This window comes from Micromonospora sp. DT233, assembly GCF_049841815.1.
Lineage (GTDB): Bacteria > Actinomycetota > Actinomycetes > Mycobacteriales > Micromonosporaceae > Micromonospora.
The window spans coordinates 39,135-57,227 of sequence record NZ_JBNCLB010000011.1; the positions used below are offsets into that span (position 1 = coordinate 39,135).

Consider the following 18,093-nt stretch of genomic DNA (forward strand, 5'->3'; position numbering starts at 1 on the left):
GCCGGTCGGCGGGCCGCGCCGTGTGGTGTCAGTGGGTCGTCGGGTGCTTCAGTGGGCTGCCGGGTCGGCCAGCAGGGCGGCCACCGTCCGGGTCATCACCGCTCGGGCCGCATCCACGCCCAGCCCCAGGCCGTCGCGCAGCAGCGACCAGGTCGGCCACATGCTCGTGGCCACCAGGGCGTCGACCAGCTGCTGCCGGCCCGCCCCGGCCCGTTCCAGCTCGGCGGCGAAGAGCTGCTCGACCTCGTCGCGGACCCGGTCGATGTGCTTGAGGCGGTTGCGGCGCAGCTGCTCGGAGACCGGCTCGCGCATCTGCGCCGCCCGCGCCGAGGGCGCGATGAGCTGGAGCAGCCGGGCCCGCTGCCGGCAGTACGCGTCGACCCGCTTGGTCAGCGGCAACGCGGGCGGGATCGGCCGGTAGGCGGCGTCCTGCTGGCGCAGCAGCTCCTCGCCGCTGGCCTCGAAGAGGGTCTCCATGTCCTTGAAGTTGGTCCAGAGGGTACGCAGGGAGATGCCGGCCCGCTCGGCGATGCGCTCCCCGGTCGGCCGCAGGTCACCCTCGGAGATGAGCGCGAGGTGCGCCTCGACGATCGCCGCCCGGGTCCGTTCGGCTCGGGCGGTCCGCCCGTCGACCCGGCCCGGCGCCTCGGCACTGCCCATCGCCCCCCGCTCCCTCCGTTTCGTCACGCCCCGGGCGACGAGTCTAGACGCGCGCCGGTGCGCCGGGCTGCGGCTGGTGCCGGCGCAGCTCCCGGCGGGCCAGCGACTGCCGGTGCACCTCGTCCGGGCCGTCGGCCAGCCGCAGCGCGCGGGCCTTGGCCCAGAGCTCGGCCAGCGGGGTGTCCTGGCTGACCCCCGCCGCGCCGTGGGCCTGGATGGCCCGGTCGATGACCCACTGGGCGGTCTCCGGCACAGCGATCTTGATGGCCTGGATCTCGGTGTGCGCCTGCTGGTTGCCGACGGTGTCCATCAGCCAGGCGGTCTTGAGCACCAGCAGCCGGGCCTGTTCCAGCCGCACCCGGGCCTCGGCGATCCAGTCCCGCACCACACCCTGCGCGGCCAGCGGCCCGCCGAAGGCGTGCCGGTCGATTACCCGCCGGCACATCAGCTCCACGGCCCGCTCGGCCATGCCGAGCAGCCGCATGCAGTGGTGCACCCGGCCGGGCCCGAGGCGGGCCTGCGACATGGCGAACCCGGCGCCGGACTCGCCGAGCAGGTGCGCCACCGGCACCCGGGCGTCGACGAAGTCGATCTCGGCGTGCCCGCCGTGGTCGCTGTCGTCGTACCCGAAGGTGCGCATGCCCCGGCGGACGGTGACCCCGGGCGTGTCGCGGGGCACCAGGAGCTGGCTCTGCTGGCGGTGCCGGTGCGCCGTCGGGTCGGTGCGGCCCATCACGATGAAGATCTCGCAGCGCGGGTTCATCGCGCCGGTGACGAACCACTTGCGGCCGTTGACGACGTACTCGTCGCCGACGCGCTCGATGCGGGTGGCGATGTTGGTGGCGTCGGACGAGGCGACGGCCGGCTCGGTCATCGCGAACGCCGACCGGATCCGGCCCTCCAGCAGCGGGGTGAGCCAGCGTTCCCGCTGCGCGGGGTTGCCGAACATGGCCAGCAGCTCCATGTTGCCGGTGTCCGGGGCCGCGCAGTTGAGCGCCACCGGGGCCAGGCTCGGCGACCGGCCGGTGATCTCGGCCAGCGGCGCGTACTGGAGGTTGGTCAGCCCCGCGCCGTGCTCGCCGGGGAGGAAGAGGTTCCACAGGCCCTGCCGGCGGGCCTCGGCCTGCAGCCGGGCGACGACCGGCGGCACGGCCCACGGGTCGGCCCGCTCGGCCTCCTCCCGCACCAGGGTCTCCTCGGCCGGGTACACGTGCTCGGCCATGAAGTGCAGCAGCCGCTCGCGCAGCCGCTCGGTGGTCTCGTCGTAGCGGAAGTCCATCAGGCGCTCCGTATCCTCTCCAGGCCCTGCGCGACCAGCGACGGCACGCGCCCGCCCACGGTGTCGAACCCGGCGCCCACGGTCTGCCCGCGCACGTACCGGTAGTGCACTCCCTCGAGGATCACCGCGAGCTTGAACGCGGCGAAGGCGAGGTACCAGTCCAGGTCGTCGAGGCGCCGGCCGCTGCGGCGCGCGTAGTGGGCGGCCAGCTCGTCGCCGGTGGGCTGCCCCGGCGCGGCCAGCCGGCCGGCGTGGACCAGGTAGAGCGCCAGGTCGGTCAGCGGGTCGCCGAGGGTGGACATCTCCCAGTCCAGCACCGCCGCCACCGTGCGGTCCGGGGTGACGAGGACGTTGTCGAGCCGGAAGTCGCCGTGCACCACGACGCCGGCCGCACCGGCCGGCACAGCCGCCGCCAACCGGTCGTGCAGCTCCTCGATGCCGGGCAGCTCCCGGCTGCGGGACGCGTCGAGCTGCGCCTTCCAGCGCCGCACCTGCCGGGCGGCGAAGCCGGCGGGCCGGCCGAAGTCGGCCAGCCCCACCTGCGCCGGGTCGACCGCATGCAGGTCGGCGAGCACGTCGACCAGGGCGAACGCCACCGCCCGCAGCCCCGCCGGGCCCCAGTCGGCCAGCTCCGCGGGCTCCCGGTAGGCCCGGCCCGGCACGTGCCGCATCAGGTAGAACGGCGCGCCGAGGACCGCCGGGTCCGGGCAGTGGTGCACCATCGGCGGCACCGGTACGGCGGTCGGGGCGAGGGCGCGCTGCACCCGGTACTCGCGGCCCATGTCGTGCGCGGTGGCCAGGACGTGCCCCAGCGGGGGGCGGCGCAGCACCCAGCGCGACCGGCCGTCGGTCAGCGCGTAGGTCAGGTTGGAGCGCCCGCCGGTCAGCAGCTCGGCGCGCAGCGCCCCGCCGGCCAGCCCCGGAGCGGCCCGGCGCAGGTACGCGGCGAGCCGGGCCAGGTCCAGGCCGGGCAGGTCGGGGCCGGGCAGGTCAGCCATCGCGGTCCCGCTCCGCGCCCGGCTGGGCATGTTCCGCGCCCGACTGAGCCCGTTCCACGCCCTGCTGGGTGCGGTTCATCGCCCGTAGCCAGCGGTCCGGGTCGGCGGCCCGGCCGGCGTACCAGGCGGCGACCTCGGGGTGCGGCAGCACCAGGAAACGGTCGTCGGCCAGCGCCTCGCTGACGCACTGCGCCACCTGCTCGGCGCTGACGGCGGCGGCGTCGAGCAGCGCGCCGCTCATCCCGTCGGCCCGCCGCAGCATCGGGGTGCGTACCCCCTGGGGGCAGAGGGCCTGGACGGTGACGCCCCGGTGCGCGTACGTGGCCCGCAGCCACTCGGCGAAGCCCAGCGCGGCGTGCTTGGTCACCGAGTAGGGCGCCTTGCCCAGCAGGGTCAGCAGCCCCGCCGCGGAGGCGGTGACCAGCAGCCGGCCGCGACCGGCCGCCAGCCAGTGCGGCAGCAGCTCGCGGGCGGCGTAGACGTGGGACATGACGTTGACCCGCCAGGCCAGCTCCCAGGCGTCGTCGGCGGCGTCCGCGCCGCCGGCCGGGGCGACCCCGGCGTTGGCGCAGAAGAGGTCCACCGCGCCGAGCCGGTCGCGGGCGAAGCCGACCAGGGCCGCCACCCCGGCGGGGTCGGCCGCGTCGGCGGGGCAGGCGTGCGCGCCGATCCGCGCCGCGACCGCCCGCGCCGCGTCGGCGTCGAGGTCGTTGACCACCACCCGGGCCCCGTCGGCGGCGAACCGGGCGGCCAGCGCGGCACCGATGCCGGAGCCCGCCCCGGTCACCACGACGCCCGCCCCGGCGATCGTCAGGCCGCCGGGCGCGGCGGGCGCGGTCACCGGACGGTCCGGCCGGTGAGGGTGACGCCGCCGTCGAGCACCAGGGTCTGCCCGGTGATCCAGTCCGCGTCGGCGCTGGCCAGGAAGGCGACCGCGCCGGCCACGTCCAGCGGCACGCCGAGGCGACCCAGCGGGTACGCCCGGACGACCTCCGCCTCCCGCCCCTCGTGCAGCGCCGCCGCGAAGCGGGTCTTCACCACGGCGGGGGCGACCGCGTTGACCCGGACGGTCGGCCCCAGCTCGACGGCCAGGCAGGCGGTGAGGTGGTCGAGGGCGGCCTTGCTGACCCCGTAGAAGGCGATCCCCGGCGCCGGGATCAGGCCGGCGATGGAGGAGACGTTGACGACGCAGCCGCCGCGCTCGGCCAGGCCGGTGGCGCAGACCGCCTGCACCCAGCCGAGCGCGCCGATCAGGTTGACGTCGAGGATCTTGCGGGCGGCCGCCAGGTCCAGCTCGACCAGCGGCCCGTGCACGGGGTTGATGCCGACGTTGTTGACCAGGATGTCCACCGGCCCGAACGCCTCGGTGACCCGGTCGACCGCCTCGACGCGGTGCGCGGCGTCGTCGGCCTTGCCGGGCACGGCCACGGCGTGCGCGGGGCCGCCGAGGGCAGCGACGGCCTCGGCCAGCGCCTCCGGCTTGCGGGCGGTCAGCCCCACCCGGGCCCCCTCGGCGACGAGCCGGTGGGCGACGGCCAGCCCGATGCCTCGGCTGGCCCCGGTGACGAGCGCGACCCGACCCGCGAAGCGGGGAGAATTTGCATTCACAGTGCAATTATTGTTCGCCAAGCGGGTCCACGTCAACGGCGGTGACGAGGAAAACAGCGGCGCGAAGACCCGCTGCGGCACCGCCGGTGGCAGCGACGGCCCGGGCCGGTCCGGCCGGAACGCGTACGCGCTCGGTCGGACCGGCCCGGGGCGGTGCGGTGGTGTGCGGGAACCGATCGGCTCAGGAGGCCGTGGGCACCCCGTTGGCCGGGGGCGTCACCGGCGGGGCGGTGTACTCGCGCACCGGCCCGTCGCCCTCGTCGGTCTCGTACGCCGGGCCGAAGTAGCTCTGCTTGCCGGCGGTGACCTTGCTCAGCCGCGCCCCGCCGTAGCCGGAGTGGTCGGTGGCGGAGAAGCGCAGCGGGGCCAGGCCGGGCCCCTGGAAGCCACCCTTGGCGACGGCGGCCAGCAGCGACTCACGGGTGAGGTCCTTGCCGGCGGCCAGCAGCGTCTGCACGAAGAGGTACCCGACGGCCATGCCGTAGACGGAGTTGCCGTCGAACGCCGCGGCGGCGTTGTGCTCCTTGTTGACCTTGGTGAAGAGCTGGATCCACGGGTTGTCGGCCTCGTTCTGCATCGGCAGGTAGTTCGCGGCGACCATGCCCTCCAGCAGCGGCGCGGCGGCACCGAGCTGCTTGGCCAGGGTCGGGTGGTCGCCGCCGACGTTGGAGACCAGCCACTGCGGGGCGAACTTCAGCCGGGCGGCGGTGCCGATGGAGAGCGCGGTGAAGCCGGGCACGGTGGCGAGGATGACGACCTGGCAGCCGGCCGCCTTGAACGCGCCGATCTGGGGCGCCACGTTGGTGTTGCTGGTGACGTACGTCTGCTTGGCGGCCACGGTGCCGAGCACCTTCTCGACGCCGACCAGGCTGTCCCGGCCGAAGTCGTCGTCCTGGCCGAGGAAGCAGACCTTCTTGCCGGGGAGGGTGGTCTTCACGTGGTTGGCCAGGATCTTGCCCTCCACGGTGTAGTCGGTGTTGAAGCCGAAGGTGGCCGGGTACTTGTCGGGCTGGTCCCAGCTGCGGCTGCCGGAGGCGACGAAGAGGTCGGGCACCCGGTTGCTCTTGAGGAAGTCGAGCACGCCGGTGTGGGTGGGGGTGCCCAGGCCGTTGAGGACGGCGAAGACCTTGTCCTGCAGGACGAGCTGGCGCACCACCTGCTGGGTGTTGGCCGGGTTGTAGCCGTCGTCCATCACCTTGTAGGTGATCTTCCGGCCGTGCACCCCGCCGTTGGCGTTGACGTAGTCGAAGTACGCCTTGGTGGCGGGCGCGATCTTGGAGTATCCGGCCGAGGCCGGGCCGGTCAGCGGCATGTGGGTGCCGACGACGATCTCGGTGTCGGTGACCCCGGGGACCTGGCGGCCCCCGGAGCCGGACTCCCCGTCGCCGCTACAGCCGACGGCGGTGACGAGCAGGGTGATGGAGGTGGCGAGCGCGAGCGCATGGGTGACGACTCGTGACATGTGGGACACCGACCTTTCCTCGGTCCGGTTCATGTGGTGGTGGTGGGGTGGTGGTGCCGGCGGCCGACGGATCTGCGCCGCCGGGTGGGACGACAGGGGTGGCTCAGGGGCGGCGGCGTCGCCATCGGCCCAGCAGGGCGCGGCCGAGCCGCGACAGCAGGCCCTGCACGCCGCCGGGCGCGGCGATCATCACGACGACCAGCGTGCCGCCGAAGATCGCCAGCGGCAGGTTGCCCTCCAGGCGTTGCGCCACCGCCGGGGAGAGGGTGAGCAGGTCGCTCAGGGCGTGCGTCAGGTCCGGCAGGGCGACCAGCAGGACCGCCCCCCACAGCGCGCCGGCGAGGCTGCCCAGCCCGCCGATGACCACGGCCATCAGCAGGAACAGCGACAGGGTCAGGGAGAACGCCCCCGGCGAGGCGCTCTGCGCCAGCACCGCCAGCAGCCCGCCGCCGAGCCCGGCGCCGGCGGCGCTGACCACGAAGGCGAGCACCTGGGTACGGGCGACGTGGATGCCGGCCAGCCGCGCGGCCACCTCGTCGTCGCGCACCGCCCGGAAGGTGCGGCCGAAGCGGCTGCGCACGAGGTTGCCCAGCAGCAGCAGGGCCAGCAGGGTGGCCGCCCCGGCGATCCAGAGCTGCCACCGCTCGTAGGGGAAGTAGGGGCCGAGGCCCAGCGGCGGCGGCTCGACGGGGACCGAGAGCCCCTGCTCGCCCTTGAACACGCCGTCGAAGGTGACGGTCAGCGCCGGCACCACGACCGCGACGGCCAGGGTGACCCCGGCCAGGTAGGGCCCCCGCAGCCGGGCGGCGGCCACCCCGATGACGGCGCCCACGGCGACGGTGACCAGCACCGCCGCGACCAGGGAGACCGCCAGCAGCCAGCCGCCGGTGGCGCCGGCGTCGGCGAAGGCGGTCTGGGTCAGCGCCACCGTGTACGCGCCGACGGCCATCAGCGCGCCGTGCCCCAGCGAGAGCTGGCCGTTGAGCCCGGTCAGGACGGTCAGCCCGGCGGTGGCGCAGAGGTAGGCGGCCACGGTGGCGAGTTGGAAGGCGCGGAACGGCTCCACCCCGTAGCTGAGGGCCACCAGCAGCAGCCCGGCGACGGCGACGGCGGCGAGGTGGCGCAGCAGGGTCGAGCCACGGGGCCCTTCGGCCGGGCGGGGGCCGGTCTTCGGGGGTCGGCTCGTCGGCGGGGCCACCGCCGGGGTGGCGCTCACACCTGCCTCGCGGTGACCGGGGCGAAGAGACCGGCGGGGCGGATCAGCAGCACCGCCAGCAGCAGGGCGAGCACCGCCAGCGGGGTGAGGTCGCTGCCGGCGTACCCGCTGACGTAGGAGAGCAGCAGCCCGACGGCCAGGCCGCCGACGACGGCGCCGGGCGGGCTGTCCAGCCCGCCGACGACGGCCGCGGTGAACGCCGAGACGAAGACCAGGTCCATGGCGTGCGGGTGCAGGCCCAGCTCGGTGGGGATGATCAGCATGGCGGCCAGCGCGCCGACGCCGGAGGCCAGCGCCCAACCGAGGGTGAGCATGCCGCCGACGTTGACCCCGAGCAGGCGGGAGACCTCGGGGGCGAACGCGGCGGCGCGCATCCGCAGGCCGACGGCGGTGCGGGTGAAGGTCCAGGCCAGGCCGACGACCACCACCCCGACCGCCGCGAAGGCGAACAGGTCGTACGGGGAGAGCACGGCGAAGCCGCCCACGGTGAGCGCGCTGCGCGAGAACGGGGCCTCGGCGGGGCGGAACTCGTTGCCGTAGACCATGCCGAGCACCGCCTGGATCAGCAGGACCAGGCCAAGCGCGACGATCACCGGGCTGAGCGGGGAGCGGTGGTCGACGAAGCGCATGACGGCCACGTCGACGACGGTGCCCAGCAGCAGCCCGGCGGCGAGCGCGGCGAGGAAGCCGAGCCAGTAGGAGCCCGTCGCCGCGGCGACGCTGTGTGCGACGTAGGCGGCGGCGACGGCCATCGCGCCCTGGGCGAAGTTGACGATGCGGGCGGCCCGCCAGATGAGCACCAGGGCCAACGCGAACGCGGCGTAGACCGCGCCCCTCGACAGCCCGTCGAGGGTGAGGAAGACGAAGCGGTCCAACGGTCCTCCTTCCGGCGGACGTGGGTGGTCAGAAACCGAGGTAGGCGTGGCGCAGGTCCTCGTCGTCGCGCAATCGGGCGGCCGGGGCGGTGGTGACGACCCGGCCCAGCGACATCACCACGCCCTGGTCGGCCACCGAGAGCGCGCTGCGGACGTTCTGCTCGACGAGCAGCACGGTCAGCCCGGTGTCGTCGCGCAGCTGCCGCAGCAGGAGCATGATCTGGGCGACGACCCGGGGGGCCAGGCCGAGCGACGGCTCGTCGAGCAGCAGCAGCCGGGGCCGGCCGACCAGCGCCCGGCCGAGGGCGAGCATCTGCCGCTCCCCGCCGGAGAGCTGGTGGCCCAGGTGTCGGCGCCGCCGGGCCAGCGGCTCGAAGAGCTGGTAGACCTCGTCGAGGGCGCGCGCGGCGTCGGCGCGGTCGCGCCGCCACAGCCCGCCGAGGCGCAGATTTTCCTCGACGGTGAGCTCGGCGACGACTCCCCGCCCCTCCGGCACGTGCGCCAGACCGCGCCGCACGAGCTGCTCCACCGGCACCCCGCGCAGCTCCTCGCCGTCGAGGGTGACCCGGCCGGCGGCGGGGCGCAGCATGCCGGAGAGGGTGCGCAGCAGGGTGGTCTTGCCGGCCCCGTTGGCCCCGACGACCGCCACGATGGCCCCGCGCGGGACGCTCAGGTCGACCTCGTGCAGCACGGGCGCCGCGCCGTAGCCGGCGCTCAGCCCGCGCACGGCCAGCAGGTCCTCGGCGCTCACGCGGCGGCCTCGTCGACGGCGGCGCCGAGGTAGGCGTCGGCGACCGCCGGGGCGGCGCGGATCTCGTCGGGGGTGCCGGCGGCGATGACCCGCCCGAAGTCGAGCACCACGATCTCGTCGCAGACCGACATCACCAGGTCCATGTGGTGCTCCACCAGCAGCACGGCGCAGGGGTCGGCGGCGCGCCGGGGCAGGGTGCGGATCAGGGTGGCCAGCTCGGCGATGTCGTCGCCGCCCAGGCCCCCGGCGGGCTCGTCGAGCAGGAGCAGTCGCGGCCCGGCGGCGAGCGCGCGGGCCAGGGCGACCCGCTGGCGTACGGCGAAGGGCAGGGTGGCCGGCGCGGCGTCGGCGTGCCCGACGATGCCGAGGTCGTCGAGGACGTCGAGGGCGTGCCGGCGCAGCCGCCGCTCGTCGCGGTCGCTGGCCGGCAGGCCGAGCAGGGCCGACAGGAACCCGGCGCGGGCGGTGTGCGTGGCGCCGGCCATCACGTTCTCCAGCACCGTCAGCCCGGCGAAGAGGCCGGTGCCCTGCAGGGTCCGGGCGATGCCGAGCCGGTTGAGCTGGTGCGGCCGGGGCCGCAGCGGCCGGCCGTCGAGGGTCAGCGAGCCCGAGTCGGGGGCGACGAAGCCGCAGACGACGTTGAACAGGGTGGTCTTGCCCGCGCCGTTGGGGCCGATCACGCCGACCACGGTGCCGGCGGGGACCCGCAGCGAGACGTCGTCGAGGGCGGTGAGGCCACCGAAGCGCACTCCGATGTGGTGCAATGCGAGCCCTTGCTCCATCACGCGCCCCTCGGCCGGCCCGATGTATTTACACCGTCAGTGTACTTTTCAGGATTGTTTCGTCAACACCCCGAACGGCTCTTTCCGGTGCTCAGGCGGGGGCAGGTCGGCCAGCCGGGCCAGGGCCGCCCGGTGCCGGTCGGCGGTGCCGAGGGCGAGCGCGCCACTGCGGGCCCGCTTGAGGTACAGGTGCGCCGGGTGTTCCCAGGTGAAGCCGATGCCGCCGTGCAGCTGCACGCACGCCTGCGCGGCGTCCACTGCGGCCTCGGCGCAGTACGCCTGAGCCAGCGCCGCCGCCAGCGCCGTGTCCGGGTCGCCGGTGGCCAGGCAGTCGGCGGCGTGCCGGGCCACCGCCCGCGCCTCGGTCAGCTGCACCCAGACGTCGGCCAGCCGGTGCTTGACCGCCTGGAACGACCCGATCGGCCGGCCGAACTGGTGGCGGGTGCGCACGTGCGCGACCGTCGTCTCCAGGCACCACTGGGCCACCCCGACCTGTTCGGAGGCGAGCAGCGCCGCCCCCGCGGTGAGCGCGGCGGCCACCGCGTCGGTGGCCGCCGGGCCGGCGGCGATCCGCCGCGCCGGCGCGTCGGCGAGGACGACGTCGGCCAGCGTCCGGGTGGCGTCGAGCGAGACCACCGGGGTCATCCGCACCCCCGGGGCCCGCGCGTCGACGGCGTACAACCCGTCGTCGGCGACCACCAGCAGCACGTCGGCCGGGAGGGCGTCGGCGACGCCGGCCACCGCGCCGCGCAGCACCGGGCCGGGGACCGCCGCGACCGGGTGGGGTCGCGCGTCCGGAGCGGTGGCGAAGGGAACCGCCAGGGCGGCGACCCGTCGACCGGTGGCGAGCTGTTCGAGCAGCTCGACCTCGCCGCAGGCCAGCAGCGCCCGGGTGGCCAGCACCGCGCTGCCCAGGAACGGCACCGGCGCGACGGCCCGGCCCAGCTCCTCGCAGACCACCGCCACCTCGCGGAAGCCGGCCCCGGCGCCACCGTGCTCCTCGGGCACCGGCAGGCCGGCGAGGCCGAGCTCACCGGCCAGCCGGGCCCAGAGCGCCATGTCGTACGGCTCGTCGCCGTCGATGCGGGCCAGGGTCCGCGACCAGGGGGCGTGCGCGGTCAGCAGCGCCCGGACGCTGTCGCGCAGCGCCTCCTCGTCGTCGTCGTAGCGCAGGTCGCTCATCGGTCCACCCGGGGCTCGGTCGGCAGGCCGAGCACCCGCTCGGCGATGATGTTGCGCAGGATCTCCGAGGTCCCGCCCTCGATCGAGTTGCCCCGCGCGCGCAGGTAGCGGTAGGTGGCGGTGCGGCCGAGCAGGTCGGTCTCCTCGGGGCGACGCATCGTCCAGTCGTCGTGCCGCAGCCCCTCGGCGCCCAGCAGCTCCAGCTCCAGCCCGCTGATCTGCTGGGACAGCTCGGCGAAGGCGAGCTTCACCGCCGAGCCCTCCGGCCCCGGCTCACCGGCGGCGAGCTGCTGGCGCAGCCGCAGGGCGGTCAGCCGGGCGGCCTCGGCCCGCACCCAGGAGCGCAGGACCTCCTCGTGCAGGCCGGGGGTGCGCAGCTCGGGGCGCTCGCGCCAGGTGCGGGCCAGCGGGCCGATCATGCCCCCCTCGCGGGGCAGCGGGCGGCCACCGATCGCGACGCGCTCGTTCATCAGCGTGGTCCGGGCGATGCGCCACCCGTCGTCGACCGCGCCCAGGCGGTGGCCGTCGGGCAGCCGCACCCCGGTGAGGAAGACCTCGTTGAACTCCGCCTCGCCGGTGAGCTGGCGCAGCGGCCGCACCAGCACCCCCGGCGCGGTCATGTCGCAGACGAAGTAGGTGATCCCCCGGTGCTTCGGGGCGTCGGGCGAGGTCCGGGCGAGCAGGATGGCCCAGCGCGCCCGGTGGGCCATCGAGGTCCACACCTTCTGGCCGTCGACCACCCACTGCGCGCCGTCGCGGACCGCGCGGGTGGTCAGCCCGGCGAGGTCGGAGCCGGCCTCCGGCTCGCTGAAGAGCTGGCACCAGATCTCCTCGCCGGTCCAGAGCGGACGCAGCCACCGGTCGAGCTGCGCGGCGGTGCCGTGCCGCAGCAGGGTCGGCGCGGCCATGCCCAGGCCGATGCCGTTGCGCCGGGGCTGGTTGTCCGGCGCGCCGGCGCGGGCGAAGGCCTCCTCCACCACCGGTTGCAGCTCCGGCGGGGCGGCCAGCCCGCCGCGCCCCACCGGGTGCTGGATCCAGGCCAGCCCGGCGTCGAAGCGGGCGCGCAGGAAGGCGACCGGGTCGCCGGCCGGGTCGTGCCGGCGGAGGAACTCGGCGACCAGGTCGCGCAGCCGGGCGGCGGTGGTCGCCGGGGCGGGCGCCGGTGGTGCGCTCGGTGCGTCGTGTGGCACGTCCGGCCTCCCGGCGGTTAGTTGCACTGGCGATGCAATATATGCCGCCGCCGGGGCCGAATGGAAGACCGGCCCACACGCCGATCGCCCGCGCCGGGGCGGCGAGCGGGCGACGGGCGGGGCGGCGGCGGACGCGGGCGGGCGGACGCGGACACGCGGCGGGGCGGCAGCGCGTGGCTGCCGCCCCGCCGAGCGCGGTCAGGCGCTGGGGCAGGTGTTGCGGTACTCCTCGATCGCGGTGCCGCTCGGCCCCGGGCAGAGGAACTGCTCGTAGCGGGTGTCGTCGTCGACGAACCGCTTGAGCCAGGCCACCGTCTGCTTGGCGGTGGGCGTGTTGACGGTCTGCGGGAAGAAGTGGCTCGCCCCGTTGAGCTCGAGGTACGCCTTCTCGGTCGCGGCCGGAATGCTGTTGTAGAACGGCTCCGAGTGCGTCGAGACCGCGGCGACGCTGTCGCTCTCGCCACCGATGATCAGCGTCGGCACCCGCAGGTTCGACCAGTTCTTCGTGAGGTTCCACGGGGCGAGCGGCACGGCTGCCTGGAGCGAGGGGCGCGCCGCCGCGGCCTCCAGGCTCCCCCCGCCACCCATGGAGTGCCCGGCCACCGCGAGCCGGGAAGCGTCGATCCGGGTGCGCACGGAGCTTCGCTCGACGAGGTAGTCGAGCGCGGCCAGCAACTGCCGCCCACGGCTGTCCGGCTGGTCGAGCCTGGTGTTGGTCTCGATGCCGATGACCACGAACCCGTGCGAGGCGATCCGCGGCCCGAGCCAGCTGATGCTGGACCAGCTCGCGGTGAAGCCGGGCGAGATGGCGACGGCGCCGAAGGTGCCCTCGCTGGTGCTGGTCGGGTAGTAGATGACCCCGCCGCCGAATCCGGTGACGCTGAGCGACGACACGTCCTGCGAGCTGGTGGCGAAGGGGCCCCGGCTGGCCTCCAGGACGGCGCTGGTCGGGTCGGGGCCACGCTCGTACGGGCTGGCGGCGGCCTGCGCGGCGGTCGGGGCCGCCAGGGCGCCGGCGGTCAGGACGGTGGCCACGGCCATTCTGACCACGGCGCGGACGGTAAAGCGAGGGCGGTTGGTGGTGGTGGATCGCACGTCGGGCACTCCCTGCTGGGGTGGGGGTTGTATCGACATACGTCAGTCTTCGGGGTGACTCACCCGCCCCGCATCGGCAAAATCACCAGTCACCGCCGACCGCCGCCGCGCCGACGGGCCGGGCGCGCGGCGGCGGCGGACGCCCGGCCCGGTGGGACGCGGCACCCGGCGGACGCCGTCGCGCCCCCTGGCCAGGGCGGCGAGGGGGCGCGGGAGCAGGGGCGGCGGCGCAGGTCAGCAGCGCGGCACGTTCGGGATGTAGCCGCTGTGGCCGGTCTGCAGGTAGGCGGCGGCGACGTAGCGGTTCGTGCCGATGCGGTGCCAGATGGTGCTGGTGCCGGCGGGACCGGTGACCGAGGTGCCGGTGGCCTGGCAGTAGATCGTGACGCGGGCGCCGTCGGCGACCGAGCCGACCACCCCGTAGCCGGTGCCGGGGCCGGAGCGCACGTTGAGGGTGCTGGCCGTGGTGTCGACCGTGCCGGTGCCGGTGCCGGTGACCCCGTTGACCAACTGCAGGTAGTAGGTCCAGTTCCAGTGCACGCCGGGGTCGGTGTGGGACGCGCCGGGCACCTCGCGGTGGGCGATGATGTGCGCCCGGTCCCGCGGGATGCCGTACTTGGCCGTCAGGTTGCGGGTGAGCGCCGCCGAGGCGCGGTACATGGCGTCGGTGAACCAGGCGGGGTTGTCGACGTACCCCTCGTGCTCGATGCCGATGGACTGGGTGTTGTAGGTCCAGTTGCCGGCGTGCCAGGCGATGTCCTTCTCCCGCACCGACTGGGTGACCGCCCCGTCGGAGGAGCGGAACGTGTAGTGGGCGCTGACCTGGGACGCCGGGTTCTGGAACCAGTTGATCGCGCTGGCGTAGCCGCCCTGCGTCATGTGGATGACGACGTACTGCACCGGGTGGCTGCCGGGGCGGCTGGCCACGGTGTAGTTGCTGGTGCTGGCCGGCGCCCACGCCGCCGGCCCGTAGTCGGTGCTCTGCGCCTCGTGGCCGCTCCCGCTCAGGGCGCCCTTTCGTGGCGCGACCGGGCGGCCGGGCACCGTCAGCACCGCCCCGGACGCGGCGGAGAAGCCGCTGCGCAGCAGGTCGTAGACGGCGTCGGCGTAGCCGCGGGCGACCGTCGGGTCGGTGGCCCCGCCGTAGCGGGCGATCGGCGCGTACCAGTGGTCGATCCCGGCCCGCTCGGCGCGGTCGAGGCCGGCGGCGTCGGCGTAGGAGCGCAGCACCGCCGCCGCGCCGGTGACGTTCGCGCCCGGGTCGGCGCGCAGCGTCGCCGCGTCGAGCCCGGTGAGCCGGGCCGCCTCCTCCAGGGTGTGCTGGCGGGGGTTGCTCACCAGGTGCATGACGCCGTGGCCGCCGGAGGCGCTGGCCACCCCGGCGCTGGCGTCGAGGCGGGTCTCGGCCTGGGCCAGGGCGACGAGCAGGTCGCGGGGGACGTCGTAGCGGGCGGCCGCGCGGTCGAACGCGGCGGCCAGGGTGCCGGCCTGCGCCGATGTCCGCGCCGAGGCCGGTGCGGCGGCGCCGGCCGCGCCGGCCAGGCCGACGGCGGCGACCAACGCGACGCCGAGCAGGCGACGGGGGCGCGGAAGGGATCGAACGTTCACTGCCACTCCTTGCGCGGACGAGCGGGACATGAAGAGCCGGAAAAGGGAACAGCCCGGCGCGGCGGGAGGCCGCCGCGCCGGGCCGGGGTTCAGCACCAGCCGTTGATCGGGCCGTTCACGCCGGTCCAGAGGTACGCGTCGGAGACCCAACTGCCGTCGGTGAGCCGGTTCCACAGCGCCGTGGCGCCGTAGCGCCCGGTGTGGGTGGTGCCGTTGGCCGAGCAGGAGATGGTGACCGTGCCCCCGTCGCCGACCGAGCCGACGGCGCCGTAACCGGAGCCGGGGCCGGAGCGCCGGGTGAGGGTGCCCCCGCCGTTGGCGTCGACCACCGCCTGGTTGAAGCCGAGCGCGCCGTAGTTGTAGACCCCGTAGCCGACGGGCGCCCAGGCCGACCCGTGCCGGGCCCCGCCCTGGTACGCCGCCCCGGCGACGATCTCCCACTTGCCGATGCCGTGCCCGGTGATGGCGACGTACGCGCTGTTCTGCCGCAGCCCGAAGTGGACGTGCCGGCCGGTGGCCGAGCCGCCGCAGGTGACGTCGGTGCCGGTGTTGCCCAGGTAGGCCCCCTCGCCGACGCCCGCCCCGTTGACCGAGATGCTGTTCCACAGGTGGTAGTAGTCGGTGGAGTAGCCCCGGTCGTGGATCACCCGGATCCAGCCCTGGCACATGGTGTACGCCGTGCCGCCCCGGGCCGCCCGGACGACGTGGTCGCCGCCGGAGAGGTCGATGGAGCTGTACGGCGGGCCGCCGCCCCAGCCGTGCGGGCCGCCGGTGAGCGTCCAGGTCTGCCCGACCGCGAACGGCAGGGCCATCCCGGTGCGCATGTCGTTGCCGGCCAGCGTGCCCAGGGCCGGGCTGGCCTTGAAGACCTGGCGCTCCTGCGCCGTCACCAGGGGCGAGGAGGCGGCGAGGGTGCTGAAGGCGGCCTCACCGTCGAACGCGACCTGCCACCGGCCGGCGTCGGCCCGCGCGATGAAGACCGCGCCGGTCGGGTGGGCGTCCTTGATTCGGGGTGCGACGGCGACGGCGGTGCCGAAGGCCCACTGGCCGTCCTGGCGGTCCACCTTGATCCGGGTCTCCCCCGTGGCGGTGGCGCTCATGCCGGAGCGCTCGACCTGGCCGAGCAGCTTGCTGGTCACGGCGTCCGTGACGGACGGGAGCACCGGCTTCGGTGCGGCGCTGGCGACTGCCGGTTGCGCACTGATCAGCAGCCCCGCCGCCAACAGTGCCACCGAGACGCCGGTCCACGGTCGTAGTTGTCGCATCGACCCACCATTCCTTCATCGACAATGAGCGATGTCGCGACGATAGGCCGCGCCGGAAAAAATGTCTACAGTGGAACCCCTAACCATCGAAGGTTTCCTTCGTGTAAATCGACTGTCCCCAGGTCAGGGCGGAGGCAGGAGACGCAACCACCAGACGGCGCGTAGGGGTACCCCGGTGGATGAGCCCGGCGTTGGCGGCCCGCCTCAACGAGTCACACCGCCGGGTCGGGCGGGGTGGCGGCGATCAGCAGGGCCACGTCGTCCTCGGCCACCGGGCGCCCCGGCGAGGTCAGTTCCGGCAGGCGGCGCAGCACCAGATCGGCGAGGCGCTCGGGGTCGGTCTCCCGGCTGTCGGCCAGCACCCGGTGCAGGGCGGCGAAGCCGTCGTCGATGGTCGCGGTGCGGCTCTCCACCAGCCCGTCGGTGTGCATCAGCAGGACGCTGCCCGCCGGCAGGTGGACCGTGTGGTCCGCGCGCGGCGCGTCGCGCACCGCGCCGAGCAACGGGTCGCACCCGGGCAGCAGGTCGATCCGCCCGTCCGGGGTGACCAGGGTCGGCGGCGGGTGCCCGGCGTTGGACCAGCGCAGCAGGTGCCCCCCGGCGGGCGCGGGGTCGAGGTAGGCCAGCAGCACGGTGGCCATGCTGGCGCTGCCGAGAGCCTGGTTGGCGTGGTCGAGGCGGCACAGCAGCGCCGACGGCGGCTCGTCCCGGTCGATGATCAGACCACGCAGGATGCTGCGCAGCTCGCTCATCGCGGCGGCGGCGGCGATGTTGTGCCCGGTGACGTCCCCGATGACCAGGGCCAGCCGGTCCTCGGGGAGGGTGACCACGTCGTACCAGTCCCCGCCGACGTGGTCCGCGCGATGCGCGGGCAGATACCGGGCCGCGAGCCGGATGCGGTCGTGGCGCGGCGGCGAGCCGAGCAGCGCCTTCTGCAACGTCTGCGCGACGCTGCGCTGCGTGTCCCGCACGGCGGCGCGCTCCAACGCCTGGGCCACGTAGCCGGCCAGGGTGGTGATCACCGCCTCCTCCCCCACGTCGATGTCGTAGGGCTGCTCCCAGACGAAGGTCAGCGCACCGAACGCGCCGCGCAGCCCGTGCAGGGGCGCGCTGACCAACGCCTGCCAGCCCATCCGGTGCAGGTCGTCGACCAGGTGCGGGAAGCGGTCGCGGACCGCCGTCGCGTCGTTGAGCAGGACGGGCCGGCCGCTGCGCACGGCCACCGCCGGCGGCAGGTCGGCGGTGACCGGGTAGTGGGTCCAGCGGTCGGCGAGGTCGGCGGGCAGGCTCGGCGCGGCGGCCATGGTCAGGTTCCGGTCGCCCGCCCGCAGCACGACGCCGACGTGCGCGGGGTCGAGACTGCCGCTGACCAGGCGACTGACCGTGGCGACGACGTCGGCCACCGTCTCGGCGGAGAGCAGGGCCACGCTGGCGCGCAGCAGCAACTGGCTCCGGGTGAAGGCCCGCTCCGAGCGCAGCTTGAGCGCCTCGGTGCGGACCCGCTCCCGTTCGGCGTGGTGGGCGGCGACCCGCAGCCGCAGGCTGTCCGAGCAGGCTGCGGCGAAATCGGCCAGCAGGTCCACCTCGCGGCCGGTCCACTGCCGGACCCGGTGGTCGATCACGCAGAGCGCGCCGAGCACCACGCCGTCGGCGTCGGTCAGCGGCACGCCGGCGTACGCCACCACCGCCAGGTCGGCGATGGCCGGGTTGACCCGCAGCCGGGGGTCCCGCCGGGCGTCGGCGATCACCAGCGGTTCGGCGGCGGCCACGACGTGGCGGCAGAACGAGTGACTCAGCGGGGTCTCTCGCCGCACGTCGGGGCCGAGCCCGCATGCTCCGGGGAAGTACTGGCGCTCCGCGTCGACCAGTGACACCAGCGCCATCGGCGCGTCCAGCACCGTGCCCACCATCGCCGCGAAGCGGTCGAGCGCGGGGTCCGCGACCGCGTCCAGCCCGGTCCGCGCCAGCGCCGCCACGCGGTCGGCCGACGACAGCACCCGGCGCAGGTCGTCAGGCGTCACGGAGCAACCTGGGGACGGACCGACCCGCCCCCCGCTGCCCGCCACACACCGCGCCCCGCTGCCCCGTCACGCGCGAAGCGTAGCGGAGAGGGGACCCAGCG

General features: G+C 75.1%; 16 protein-coding genes. All 16 read right to left on the minus strand.

Annotated features, from left to right (window positions below; translation table 11 throughout):
• Positions 1–48: 48 nt before the first annotated feature.
• Positions 49–660, minus strand: coding sequence for a TetR/AcrR family transcriptional regulator (locus ACLQ2V_RS21425; RefSeq protein ID WP_425720414.1), 612 nt, complete (start codon positions 658–660; stop codon positions 49–51).
• Between the two features lie 43 nt (positions 661–703).
• Positions 704–1,939: an acyl-CoA dehydrogenase family protein gene (locus ACLQ2V_RS21430; protein WP_425720328.1), complete on the minus strand. Its 1,236-nt coding sequence runs from the start codon at positions 1,937–1,939 to the stop codon at positions 704–706.
• Complete coding sequence (locus tag ACLQ2V_RS21435; RefSeq protein WP_425720329.1) at positions 1,939–2,937, minus strand: phosphotransferase family protein; 999 nt, start codon at positions 2,935–2,937, stop codon at positions 1,939–1,941. The genes ACLQ2V_RS21430 and ACLQ2V_RS21435 overlap by 1 nt, the downstream gene beginning before the upstream one ends.
• Positions 2,930–3,751, minus strand: coding sequence for an SDR family NAD(P)-dependent oxidoreductase (locus tag ACLQ2V_RS21440; RefSeq protein ID WP_425720415.1), 822 nt, complete (start codon positions 3,749–3,751; stop codon positions 2,930–2,932). Before ACLQ2V_RS21440 ends, ACLQ2V_RS21435 begins: the two co-directional genes overlap by 8 nt.
• Before the next feature lie 23 nt (positions 3,752–3,774).
• Positions 3,775–4,545, minus strand: a complete 771-nt coding sequence (locus ACLQ2V_RS21445) for an SDR family oxidoreductase (protein WP_425720330.1) — start codon at positions 4,543–4,545, stop codon at positions 3,775–3,777.
• A gap of 181 nt (positions 4,546–4,726) precedes the next feature.
• Positions 4,727–6,007 (minus strand): ABC transporter substrate-binding protein, encoded by a 1,281-nt coding sequence (locus ACLQ2V_RS21450; protein WP_425720331.1) that lies wholly within the window; start codon positions 6,005–6,007, stop codon positions 4,727–4,729.
• 103 nt (positions 6,008–6,110) lie between these two features.
• Entirely contained in the window at positions 6,111–7,223 is a 1,113-nt protein-coding gene (locus ACLQ2V_RS21455; RefSeq protein WP_425720332.1) for a branched-chain amino acid ABC transporter permease, read from the minus strand.
• Positions 7,220–8,098 (minus strand): branched-chain amino acid ABC transporter permease, encoded by an 879-nt coding sequence (locus tag ACLQ2V_RS21460; RefSeq protein ID WP_425720333.1) that lies wholly within the window; start codon positions 8,096–8,098, stop codon positions 7,220–7,222. Before ACLQ2V_RS21460 ends, ACLQ2V_RS21455 begins: the two co-directional genes overlap by 4 nt.
• Positions 8,099–8,126: 28 nt before the next feature.
• Entirely contained in the window at positions 8,127–8,849 is a 723-nt protein-coding gene (locus ACLQ2V_RS21465) for an ABC transporter ATP-binding protein (protein WP_425720334.1), read from the minus strand.
• Positions 8,846–9,631 carry an ABC transporter ATP-binding protein gene (locus ACLQ2V_RS21470; protein WP_425720335.1) on the minus strand — a complete coding sequence of 262 codons (786 nt, stop codon included), beginning with the start codon at positions 9,629–9,631 and terminating at the stop codon, positions 8,846–8,848. The genes ACLQ2V_RS21465 and ACLQ2V_RS21470 overlap by 4 nt, the downstream gene beginning before the upstream one ends.
• Positions 9,632–9,679: 48 nt before the next feature.
• A complete protein-coding gene (locus ACLQ2V_RS21475) occupies positions 9,680–10,813 on the minus strand; it encodes an acyl-CoA dehydrogenase family protein (protein ID WP_425720336.1) in 1,134 nt (377 codons plus the stop codon).
• Positions 10,810–12,003 carry an acyl-CoA dehydrogenase family protein gene (locus ACLQ2V_RS21480; protein WP_425720337.1) on the minus strand — a complete coding sequence of 398 codons (1,194 nt, stop codon included), beginning with the start codon at positions 12,001–12,003 and terminating at the stop codon, positions 10,810–10,812. The genes ACLQ2V_RS21475 and ACLQ2V_RS21480 overlap by 4 nt, the downstream gene beginning before the upstream one ends.
• 198 nt (positions 12,004–12,201) lie before the next feature.
• Positions 12,202–13,044 (minus strand): alpha/beta hydrolase family protein, encoded by an 843-nt coding sequence (locus tag ACLQ2V_RS21485; protein WP_425720416.1) that lies wholly within the window; start codon positions 13,042–13,044, stop codon positions 12,202–12,204.
• A gap of 288 nt (positions 13,045–13,332) precedes the next feature.
• Positions 13,333–14,706 carry an N-acetylmuramoyl-L-alanine amidase gene (locus tag ACLQ2V_RS21490; protein WP_425720338.1) on the minus strand — a complete coding sequence of 458 codons (1,374 nt, stop codon included), beginning with the start codon at positions 14,704–14,706 and terminating at the stop codon, positions 13,333–13,335.
• 89 nt (positions 14,707–14,795) lie between these two features.
• Positions 14,796–15,971, minus strand: a complete 1,176-nt coding sequence (locus tag ACLQ2V_RS21495; protein ID WP_425720339.1) for a peptidase M23 — start codon at positions 15,969–15,971, stop codon at positions 14,796–14,798.
• A 212-nt stretch (positions 15,972–16,183) separates the two neighbouring features.
• Positions 16,184–17,992 carry a SpoIIE family protein phosphatase gene (locus tag ACLQ2V_RS21500; RefSeq protein ID WP_425720340.1) on the minus strand — a complete coding sequence of 603 codons (1,809 nt, stop codon included), beginning with the start codon at positions 17,990–17,992 and terminating at the stop codon, positions 16,184–16,186.
• Positions 17,993–18,093 lie beyond the last annotated feature (101 nt).